The following is a 10,703-nucleotide window of genomic DNA, read 5'->3' as shown; positions in this document are numbered from 1 at the left end:
GTCTTTGATCGCGAATCCTATTTTTTCGACCAAAGAAGAATTCAATTCGGATTATCAGATTCAATTTTTAGCAAGTTCCAAAACGGATGAATCTTGGCGCAAAACCTTAAAGGATTTACAGGCCTTGGAAGTAGGCTCCGGCGATCTCGGTTCCGATACGAAAAGTCGTCTGTACGTGCTTCAATATCCTCTGGAAATCGTAAACCAGGTAAGTCTTACGATCGGAGGCAGGAACGTTTCCGATTCCTTGGGTCCGCAGAGAAAGGGAAATTGGATTTTTACTTCTTCTTATCTGGAGGAAGATCGATACGATATCGTAAATTATAGGGACGCTTTTTATTGGTTGGCCCAGGGTTTTATCGGTCCGGGCGTCGTGTTTATCGGCGATCAGGCGGATACGGCTCACGTAGATTTTTTAAAACGCCTAACAAAGAGAAGTCGATCGAGGATTCCTCTCTACATTCGTTTTCAGGAATCTTTGGATGCGATCAAGGAAGTTTATCCGTTGGATCGCGTTTGGAACGGTTATCGTCTTTATACGAACAGTTTTATTTTGGAGGAATGAGGTTAGAAAACGTCTTTTTGAAACGATCTCGGGACTGACCCTTTTTTTATCAGGGACGGGACGATTTTTTCGAATCTACGGGACCCTTGGGTCGCCCACAAGTCGGAAAGTGATTCCGAGTCCACTCGGATTTTTAGGGGAATTTTGTAGGAGTTCCTACATTTAGTGGGAAGTTTTTTACTTGTAAAGATAAGGTTTTTCTGATAGAGCAAAATCTCCCGATTTTTTCCCGCCACCTCTCCTCCTCCACCCAATCAGGGTGGGGCGCGCGGCTTTCACTGAGGACTGTCGTTCTTACGACAGATTCTTCTAAAGATTCAGTCCACTTGTGGTTAAGATTTTGCTTTTTTCGAGTGAATGATTTTGTTGTTTCAAAGTATATCAAGATAACGTTTACCGCAAAAGTTTTTTTCTTTCTTCGTTGGAAAGGGAGACTAACTTTCTCATTCTTTCGTGAAACTTGGGGAAGTCGAAGTCGGCCTTTGCGAATTCCATCTTAAAAAAATCGCTTCCGGAATGATAACGTAAGTATCCGATAAAGTCCTCGTTGTTCCATTCTCTTTGCGAAAGTTTTTCCAAACGAATCGTCTTAAATTCTTCCTTCGCCGCGAGGATTGATTTTTTGAATTCGTCCAGGATTCTTTTTTTGCCCGCGAGTTTTTCGGAATCGTTCTCCGGACCTTCATACAATACTTTAAGTTTGGCGGCGGTTTCCACGAGAAAGGTCTTTAACTTTTTGGATTCTTCCTTTCCGAGTAGAATTTCCTTTTTCAGAGGGCTTTGCTTTCCTTCGATCGATTCGAGATAACGAAAGGCTCCTTCTTCTTCGACAAAGCTCGCATAACTCTCGTTAAAGACGGAGTCACCCGGAAAGTAGACCGTCGCGTGGGCCATTTCGTGAAACACCAAGGAAGCGATCTCGTGCGGTTTTCCGTCCAACTGGGAAGAAAAGATCGGATCCTCGAACCAGCCGAGCGTGGAATATCCGGCGGTGATTCGGATTCTCGTATCGAATCCTTTTTCTTTGAGTTCTTTTTCTTCCTCTTTGGCCTTTTCTAAACTGAAATAACCTTTGTAGGGAACGGTTCCCGCGATCGGAAACCACCAAGTGTAAGATTCCAACTTGAGAGGATAACAAGCCGCTACGTGCCAACCCAATTCTTCTCTGTCGAGTTGAACGAAGGATTTAAAACCGGCCGCGGGTTCCAGGGCCAATTCTTTGATTCCGAATTCGCGGAATTGTTCCACTTCCCTGAGTTTGCGTTTTAATTCTTCTTTCGTATCCGGATCTCGGATGACTTCTTCGATCGATCTTCTTTTGAGAAGGATGTCGAGTTGTCCGGTTCCCAAGTGCCAGAGATAACCCACGCAGTTTTGAAAACTCAAGACGCAAAAAAGAAGAATCGCGATTCGTCCTATTCGGATCAAAGTTTTCGATTTACGGTTGTTTGGAAAATCGCCAGGATAGAATTTAGGTTCTAACATGGAATTACTTCGCACGCTTCCGAGGATCGTAGTTTTAAACGGAATTCTTCTGGTCGCTCTCATTGGAGTTCTGATTTTTCCGAAGGATTGCGCTCTGTCTTCTCTTTTCTCCGGTAAAAGACCGATCTCAGCCGGAGAACAAAAGTCCGCGATCGAAATTCAGAATTCGTTTCGAAACGTATATCACCTCGTAAAAGATTCGGTCGTTTCGATCCGAACCAAAAAAACCGAATCGATTTCCAGTCCTTATCACTACTTCGATTTTAGAAACGAAAGGCTCGCGTCTTTTGGGAGCGGATTTTTTGTGCACGAGAAGGGATATATCGTCACGAACTATCACGTCATCGAAGGCGCGGAAAGTATCGAAGTGATCACTTCGAACGGAGGAATTCATTCCGCAAAATACGTGGGGAGCCATGAAAGAGCGGATATCGCGCTTTTGAAAATCCGGGAAGGTTCCGGTTTGACACCGATCGTTTTCGGAGATTCGGATCGGATCGAAGTCGGAGATTGGGCGATCGCGATCGGTTCTCCTTTCGGTCTCGAACGTTCCTTTAGCGTCGGAGTGGTTTCCGCAAAGTATCGGGAAGATTTGGACGAAACGGGTCAGACTCATATCCAGACCGATAGTATGATCAATCCGGGGAGCAGCGGCGGACCCCTTTTGAATATCTACGGAGAAGTGATCGGAATCAATCGTCTGATACGGAGCGAGACCGGAAGGAACTCCGGAATCGGTTTTGCGATCCCGAGCAACTACGCGCTCAAGATCATACGAATGATCGAATCCAACCAGGGAAGACATATCCGTCCCGCGATCTTGGGAGTGATGGCGACGGTGCCTCTTCCGGATCATAGGACGGCTTTGGGAATTCCGGATTCTTGGACGGGTGTTTTGGTTTACGATATGGATCCTCAATCTTCTGCGGAAGTCGGCGGAATCAAACGTTATGATTTTATTCTCGAGGCGAACGGAGCTCCGATCAAAAATATTAATGATCTGCGCGAACAGGTTGGAATAGTGGGACTGGGGGGCAAGATCAAGCTCCGTATCTACCGGGACAAAACGATGTTGGAACTTCCGGTGAAATTGATTCAGAAATAAAAAACTGAGTTGGGCGAAAGAAATTTCGGGGCGATTCGCTCGCGGAGTTTCTTTCTAAAGAAGGCTCGCGACCGCGCTTTTCGCTGCAATTCCTAAAGGAATTTCCGCTGCAATCGCTATCGCAGTTTCAAAAAACTCATGCAAAATCGATAATATAGAAAAGAGGGCAGGACGGGATGAGAAGAAACATCGTTCACAGCGGAGCGGATGCTCTGATCTATGAAATCAGACAGATCGTAGCCGTCGCAAAAAAACTGGAGGCATTGGGACTTCAGATCACTTATGAAAACATAGGAGATCCGATTCAAAAAGGGGAGACGATTCCCGTTTGGATGAAGGAGATCGTTTCCGATCTGGTTCTCAAAGATAAATCCTGGGCATATACGGCCACACAGGGATACGAACCGACCCGTAAATTCCTCGCGGAAAAAGTGAACGAAAGAGGGGGAGCGCAGATCACCGCGGACGATCTTCTTTTTTTCAACGGACTCGGAGACGCTGTCGCAAAAATTTTCGGTTTTATGAGAAGGGAAGCCCGCGTTCTCGGACCGAGTCCTGCATACTCCACGATATCATCCGCGGAAGCCGCTCACAGCGGATATGAACACTTAACGTACAATCTTCTTCCTGAGAACAATTGGATGCCGGATCTGGAAGACATCGAAAACAAGGTCCGATACAACGACTCGATCGCGGGAATTCTGCTTATCAATCCGGACAATCCTACCGGCGCGGTATATGATAAAACTCTAATGAAGAAAATCGTGGCGATCTGTGAAAAATACGATCTGATGCTGATCTGCGACGAAACGTACGCTCACGTGAATTATTCGGACGCGGGACCGCTTCATCTTTCCGAAGTGATCGGAGACCGGGTTCCGGGAATGGCTCTTCGTTCCATATCGAAGGAATTTCCGTGGCCGGGAGGACGCTGTGGGTGGTTGGAGATATTCAACAAGGACAAGGATCCGGTCTTTAGCCGTTACGTGAAATCGTTGTTAGACGCAAAGATGTTGGAAGTCTGTTCCACGACCCTGCCTCAGATGACGATTCCCGAAGTCTATTCCCATCCGGAATTCGTTCCTCATCTCAAGAGGAGAAACGAGAAGTTTAAAAAACGCGCACGGCTCGCGACCGAAGCTTTCGCCGGACTCAAAGGCGTGAAGGTCGTAGAACCTAAGGGCGCGTTTTATCTGACTGTAGCTTTCGAGAACGGGGTTCTCAATTCTTCCATGAAGTTGAAAGTGGAGAATCAGAAGGCCTCCGATTTTATACAACCGCTTCTCGCGCAAGCCGCGAACGATCGGAGATTCGTCTATTATCTTCTCGCCTCGACCGGAATCTGCGTGGTTCCATTGTCCGCATTTTGTACAAAGATGGACGGGTTCCGAGTGACTTTGCTCGAGGAAGACGAAGAAAAATTCAATTGGATCTACAAAACCCTTCGAGAAAAAATCGGTGAGTATATCGCTTCTGCCTAACGTTAAACTTCTTCTAAGAATGGGGTTTTTAATTTGAAAGGGCCGCTCAAGATCGGGTTGATGGATTCCGGGATGGGCGGTCTTTCCGTACTTAAGGAAATTCTAAAATACGAAGCCGACCTGGAAGTCGTCTATTTCGGAGATCTCAAAAACAGCCCCTACGGCGAAAAAAAAGTATCCGCAGTTTTGGATCTCACGAGAGACGTTTGCAACCGGTTGATCCGGGAAGAAGTAGAAGCGATCTTGCTCGCTTGCAACACGGCTACGTCCGCGGCGGCCGAAACGCTGAGAAAGGAATTCTCCATACCGATCTTCGGAATGGAACCCGCGATCAAACCTGCGATATTACAAAATCCCGGAAAGAGGGTCGCACTTTTGGCTACGCCGGTCACTCAGAAGGAAGAGAAACTTCAGAAACTCAAAAAAGAATTGAACGCGGACGATCTGCTTCTTCCGATTTCCTGTCCAGGACTTGCGGGATTTGTGGACCGCGGGGATTTTGCCGGCGCCGAGGAATACTTACAGCCGATCCTGAGGGATCTCAGGGAAGAAGGCGTGGAGATCGCGGTGTTGGGATGCACACATTACGTTTTTCTAAAGGATATTTTTTTAAAAAATATTCCGGATCTGAAGTTGTATGACGGAAATTCTGGTACGATCAAACACCTTCTCAATTCTCTCGGAAAATCGGCGACAAGTTCCGATTTCGCCGGGAGCGAAAAAACAAAATACAAACTTCTTTTAAACAGCGAAGAGGATTTTCATTTCCGATTGGCGGACCTTCTTTTGAATTCAGAGGAAGGGGTTTGATCCGTTGTCGGATTCGGATTTTAGGCCTTCGGAAAAAAACGTTTCAGAGGCCCTGCGTTTAATCGCAGGGATCGCACAAAAAGACGCCCGTTGTCTTGAAAAATTCTACGATCTATACGGGAATCTTCTCTACTCGATAGTTTACAAAATTCTAATGCAGAGAGAGGAAAGCGAAGAAGTTCTTCAGGAAGTGTTTACCGTACTTTGGAAAAAGGCGGATCAGTTTAACCCGGAACGTTCTTCTCCTTTGACTTGGATGTCTGCGATTGCGCGTAACGCGGCGATTACTAAGGTCCGGTCCTCCGATTTTAGGAATCGAAATCGAACGCGCGAATTTCAAGAAACTCTGTCATCGAATTCTTCCGCAAAAGATCCGGCCTTTGAGGAGGTATTTGATTCTTCCTTGAGGAGTCGGATGAAGGAAGCGATTCAAAATCTTTCGCCGGAAATTTCGATTCTTCTGGAAGAAGCGTATTGGAGCGGGCTCAGCCAGAGCGAGATTGCCGAGAAATTTCAACTTCCGTTGGGAACCGTGAAATCCCGGATTAGAAACGGCTTGTCTCAACTCAGAGATCAGCTCAAAGGTTGGAACTTTTAGGATGAAAGGGGAGGACGAAAATCGGATGAAGTTTCGTTTTGTCGGCTCTTTTGGATTGGATGTGACAGATAACGTAGGTTTTCCTGCTCTTCGAGAATTCGGAAAAAGAGAAAAAAGTCAACTTGAGATCCGGCCTTTGTGGGAACTACGACGTTCCTCCGTGAATTTCGGCCCCCACCCTCATCGGGTGGAGGAGGCGGGCTCGCGGGAAAAAATCGGACGAAATTCCGTATATCGGAAAAATCGAATCTTGCATAGTAGAAAATCGACGTTTCGCTTTGTCGGAACTCCGACAAAGGCTTCGGATTCGATTTGCAGGAGCTCAGCTTTTTTATCGGCGGCGGCTTTTATTCTTCCTTCGATTGCCGATAAAAAACGAAAATGTTCGCTGAAAATAAACGATCCGGATCGCAACTTGAAACGTAAGAATTTAAGGGATCCCATTCTTTAGCGAGGAATTCAAAGATGAACCAAGATAGAAACACGGATTCGACTGAGAACTGGGAAAGTTTTGTCTTTCCAGAAGATGTCTTTTCCTCTTCTGCTTCCGAAAAAGAGTTGGAGGAGATCTTTCATCGATTCGGAATTTTTTCACTTCCCGAAGTGAAACCGGATTCTTCCTTAAAGAAAAAAATTATTTCCAACATTTTGAAACAAAAAACGGAAGAAGGAAATTTTCTTTTCGTCCGCAAGTCCGATTCTCATTGGAAGAAGTCCGCTTTCCCGGGAGTAGATTATAAAATTCTAAACAAGGATAAAATCCACAACACGGTCACTCTTATCATTCGCATGGAACCCGGAGCCGTCTTTCCGGGGCACGCTCATTCAAGTTCCGAAGATTGTTATCTGATCTCTGGCGACCTGAGCATAGCGGGCACCTCGATTTCGGCTGGAGATTTTCATCGCGCGAATCCCGGTTCCTTTCATAAGAAATTTTCCACTTCGAAGGGCGCGGAATTCTTAATCGTTGCCGGCGCCGCCGACTTTGCCGAATCCGAGAAATTTTTTTCCTAAATTTCGAAGGGCCTTTCTTTGGAAATAAATTTCCAAAGTCTGTTTAAAAAATTTTGAAATAAATTTCCTAAATAAACGCTAAAATTTCGATCCGATTTTTCCGATTTCGTGTATAATACGAAAACTCCTCACGGAGGATTCAATCGGAGAGTATATGATCCGTTTTGTGACCGCAATCGCGGTATTATTCTTTTTGAACGTTTGTAAGCCGAAAGTCGCCGAAAGTTCGGACGCGGTAGTCACCTTTCTAAAAGGGAAGGCTTCCGTTGTGGACACAGGCAAACAACTTTCTCCTCTCGCGAACGTTGCGGAAAAACAATCGGTTCAAACCGAAAACGACTCCGTGCTGGACTTGACATCCAAGCTCGGAAGTTTTCGTCTTTTGGGAGGAAGTACCGCGACCGTCGCTTCTCTCAATGCGGAAACCGTTTCCTTTCAAGTAGCCGAAGGCAACGTTTTGATCAAGGCCTCCAAACTTACAAAAGGCCAGAGCCTTACTGTAGATACTCCCACCGTTGTTGCCGCGGTGCGGGGAACTCAGTTTTGGGGAAGAGTCAACGGTAAAGACGAATCCGGCACCTTTGCCGTGAGAGAAGGTTCCGTCGAGATCACTCGTAAGTCCGATAACGCAAAGGTTCTGATTGAAGCGGGCCAAGCCGTCGATCTTAAACCGGGCGAAAAAGAATTAAAAACGAGAGTCGCAGCCAAAGAAGAACTCTCCGCGATGGAGCAAATCGACCAGATGAAATGATTTCCTGAATTCCCGAATCTTCGTCCTTAAGTGCCGGATTTCCCGTATGGATCCGGTTTTTTTTTGTGTGCAGGGATTTTGTCTTTTCCAAGCTATTCTAAAAAGAGTCGGGATCCTAAGAATGGAAGAAAAGATTACATACAAAAGCGCCGGTGTGGACACGGAAAAAGGAAGAGAGTTTGTTCAGAAGATCAAACGCAACGTGGAATCCACTCACGGTCCCAGAGTTCTCGGCGGCCTCGGCGGATTTGCGGGAGCTTTCGACGTAAGTTTTCTTAAAAAATACAATCAACCGATTCTTCTTTCCGGGACCGACGGAGTCGGAACCAAAATCGAACTCGCGAGACTTCTCAATACGTTTCACACGGTCGGAATCGATCTGGTCGCGATGTGTGTGAACGATATTCTCGTTTGCGGAGGAGAACCGTTATTCTTCCTGGATTATATCGCCTGCGGAAAATTGGATCCGGAAAAAATGGATCAGATCGTCTCTGGAATCGTACAAGGTTGCAAGCTGTCTAACGCGGCTCTCCTCGGAGGCGAAACCGCGGAACACCCCGGCACGATGAAAGAAGACGAATTCGATCTCGCGGGTTTCGTAGTCGGGGCCGTCGAAAAAGATCTGATGATAGACGGTAGTTCCATTCGACCGGGGGATCAGATTCTCGGGTTGGAATCCAGCGGGCCGCACAGCAACGGTTTTTCCCTCATTCGAAAGCTGCTCCTGAAGGATGGAAAATATCTTCCGTCCGATCCGGAACAGGTGAACTTCCTAAGAGACTACGCGCTCAAACCCACTCGGATCTACGTGGAAAGTATATTAAAACTTTTGCAAAAGGTTCCCGTTAAGGGAATGGTGCATGTCACGGGCGGAGGATATCAGGAGAATGTTCCGAGAGTTCTTCCTCAAGGATCTAAGGCGAAATTTTTCAAAGATAAAATTCCTTCCGGATATTTTTTCGAAAAGATCAAGAAGGATCAAAAGCTCGAAGAGTTGGAACTTTTCGCAACGTTCAATATGGGAATCGGTTATATGCTGATCGTTTCGGAGGAGAATGTGGATTCCGCCAAACGATTTTTGGAATCCTCCGGAGAATCCGTGCATTGGATCGGGGAGATCGTCTCCGGTAATAAAGAAGAAGTTCAGTTCGTCTAACAGCGAAGAAATGATTAAGCTCGTTGATCTTCTGCGGTCTCCGCTTCTGGTTATTTCCAGAAAGAATCCGTTTATGCTCTCGAGACTTACTTTTTTTTACGTCATCTTGGGCGTTGTGGGAGGTCTGTTTTCCGCGGCGTTTTGGATGCTCATCGAATATCTGACTCATTGGGCGTCGAACGTAAGCGGAATTCTTACCATTCCTTTTATGACCGTCTCAGGACTTTTGGTCGGTTTGATCATTCACTTTCTCGGGGAACCCGGCGAAATCTCATTAGTAATCGATAATATACGTTTCAGGGGAGGAAAACTGGAAGCGAGCCAGAATCCTTCCATGGCGCTTTCCTCCCTTTTGAGTATTTCTTCCGGCGGAAGCGCCGGTCCCGAGGCTCCTCTGGTTCAGATCACCGGTTCTTTTGGAAACTGGTTCGCCGAAAAGCTCGGATTGACCGGGGAAGAATACCGATCGATGACGATCGCCGGAATGGCCGCGGGCTTTACTTCTCTTTTCGGTTCTCCTTTGGGCGGCGCGTTATTCGCACTTGAAATCCTACAACACAGACACGTAGTCGAATATTACAAGGCACTTTTACCGGCGTTTCTTTCGAGTACTTCCGCCTTTTTCGTCTTCCTATGGATGACTCACGCGGGACTTCAACCGACTTGGCAATTCCCTCAGTATGTTCCGGGAGATATTCAAGATTTCTTATATGCTCTTTTTTTGGGAGCGTTGGGGGCGGGTATCGGCTGGATGTTTCACGGTTTATTTTTGACCAATCGTTGGATCTATTCTAAAATTCCGGGAAAGATCTACTGGAAGACCGCACTCGGCGGTTTGGTTTTGGGAATCATAGCATGGCAGATTCCGTTAACTCGGTTTTTCGGTCACGATCAACTCAATCAAATCGTAGAGGGAAGATTTACTCTTGTTTTTCTTGCGGGTTTGATTTTTTGGAAGACGTTTGCGATAACGACGACCGTTACCACGGGATGGAGAGGAGGCGTAATCATTCCTCTTTTTTTTCTCGGAGCGTGCGCCGGAAAACTTCTTTTCGGAATTTTACCGACTGAAAATGAATCCTTTCTCATGATCTGTTTGATGGCCGCGGTGAACGCCTCGGTCACCAAAACTCCGATTTCTACCACGATACTCTTGTCCGAGCTGACCGGTTTGTATAATTTTACTCCGGTTCTGATCGCGAGCCTAAGCGGATATTTTCTTTCTCCGAAAGAGCCGTTCATTGCAACGCAGGGAAAAGAAGGTTAGAATTTTAAGATCTAATAAACTCCGCCTAAACGTAGTCCGCAAATTATTTCCTTGAAATCTTTCTGGCCGGAGTTCCGTCCACCTTGATCTAAAACTACGGTAAAGTCCGTCGAAAAGATGCGAACTTACCCAAAAATCGGCTAAACTTAATAGAAGCGAGAAATAAGGTTTCGCAAAATGTGGGAACTCCCATAAAAATTGAACAACAATCTTCCGTTAGAAAGTTTATAAAACGCTAAAGGGACCGAATCTGTGGGAACTCCATCGCTTTTATTACGATCCGACAAAGTCTTGTGCGCGGTTTTTGAAAGTTCTCGGACAAACTCTGAATTTTTCAAGATCGGAAACAATGTCTCTTTCGTTCCTACATTGTATTTTTAGAATATTCAAAAAAATAACTTCCGTTGTGAATCCTTACCTTCAATGGAACGGAGTTTTCAAGAGGATGGAAAGGCACACCGTATCGAATAC

General features: G+C 46.1%; 10 protein-coding genes. 9 read left to right on the top strand and 1 reads right to left on the bottom strand.

All coding sequences use genetic code 11. The annotated features are described in order from the left end of the window. Positions 1-565, top strand: a 565-nt coding sequence (locus tag CH376_RS22855) for a hypothetical protein (RefSeq protein WP_420843587.1), incomplete at its 5' end; no start/stop codon positions are given. Between the two features lie 393 nt (positions 566-958). On the opposite strand, the gene CH376_RS22845 is transcribed toward CH376_RS22855, so the two are convergent. Next, positions 959-2,050 carry an aminopeptidase gene (locus CH376_RS22845; RefSeq protein ID WP_100787020.1) on the bottom strand — a complete coding sequence of 364 codons (1,092 nt, stop codon included), beginning with the start codon at positions 2,048-2,050 and terminating at the stop codon, positions 959-961. On the opposite strand from CH376_RS22845, the gene CH376_RS22840 reads away from it, so the two are divergent. The 8 genes from CH376_RS22840 (at position 2,049) to CH376_RS22800 (ending at position 10,232) form a co-directional block, all read left to right on the top strand. Next, the gene (locus CH376_RS22840; protein WP_100787019.1) at positions 2,049-3,155 is read left to right on the top strand and encodes a S1C family serine protease; all 1,107 of its coding nucleotides are present in this window, start codon (positions 2,049-2,051) and stop codon (positions 3,153-3,155) included. The two genes, CH376_RS22845 and CH376_RS22840, sit on opposite strands and share 2 nt — an antisense overlap. Before the next feature lie 176 nt (positions 3,156-3,331). Next, the gene (locus CH376_RS22835; RefSeq protein ID WP_100787018.1) at positions 3,332-4,636 is read left to right on the top strand and encodes a pyridoxal phosphate-dependent aminotransferase; all 1,305 of its coding nucleotides are present in this window, start codon (positions 3,332-3,334) and stop codon (positions 4,634-4,636) included. 33 nt (positions 4,637-4,669) lie between these two features. Next, a complete protein-coding gene (gene murI, locus CH376_RS22830; RefSeq protein WP_100787017.1) occupies positions 4,670-5,446 on the top strand; it encodes a glutamate racemase in 777 nt (258 codons plus the stop codon). 4 nt (positions 5,447-5,450) lie between these two features. Beyond that, complete coding sequence (locus CH376_RS22825) at positions 5,451-6,044, top strand: sigma-70 family RNA polymerase sigma factor (protein ID WP_165781804.1); 594 nt, start codon at positions 5,451-5,453, stop codon at positions 6,042-6,044. Positions 6,045-6,509: 465 nt separating this feature from the next. After that, positions 6,510-7,058 carry a cupin domain-containing protein gene (locus tag CH376_RS22815; RefSeq protein WP_100787014.1) on the top strand — a complete coding sequence of 183 codons (549 nt, stop codon included), beginning with the start codon at positions 6,510-6,512 and terminating at the stop codon, positions 7,056-7,058. Positions 7,059-7,200: 142 nt separating this feature from the next. After that, on the top strand, positions 7,201-7,809 hold the full coding sequence (gene lsa19, locus CH376_RS22810; RefSeq protein ID WP_420843589.1) for an adhesin Lsa19: 609 nt from the start codon (positions 7,201-7,203) through the stop codon (positions 7,807-7,809). Between the two features lie 46 nt (positions 7,810-7,855). Further along, positions 7,856-8,965 carry a phosphoribosylformylglycinamidine cyclo-ligase gene (gene purM / locus CH376_RS22805; protein WP_100787012.1) on the top strand — a complete coding sequence of 370 codons (1,110 nt, stop codon included), beginning with the start codon at positions 7,856-7,858 and terminating at the stop codon, positions 8,963-8,965. A gap of 73 nt (positions 8,966-9,038) precedes the next feature. Further along, on the top strand, positions 9,039-10,232 hold the full coding sequence (locus CH376_RS22800) for a chloride channel protein (protein WP_420843588.1): 1,194 nt from the start codon (positions 9,039-9,041) through the stop codon (positions 10,230-10,232). Positions 10,233-10,703: the final 471 nt, after the last annotated feature.

Origin of the sequence: Leptospira adleri (assembly GCF_002811985.1) — a bacterium.
Classification (GTDB): Bacteria; Spirochaetota; Leptospiria; order Leptospirales; family Leptospiraceae; genus Leptospira; species Leptospira adleri.
The sequence above is the reverse complement of the archived record's forward strand: the minus strand, read 5'-3'. Positions and strand labels throughout refer to the sequence as shown.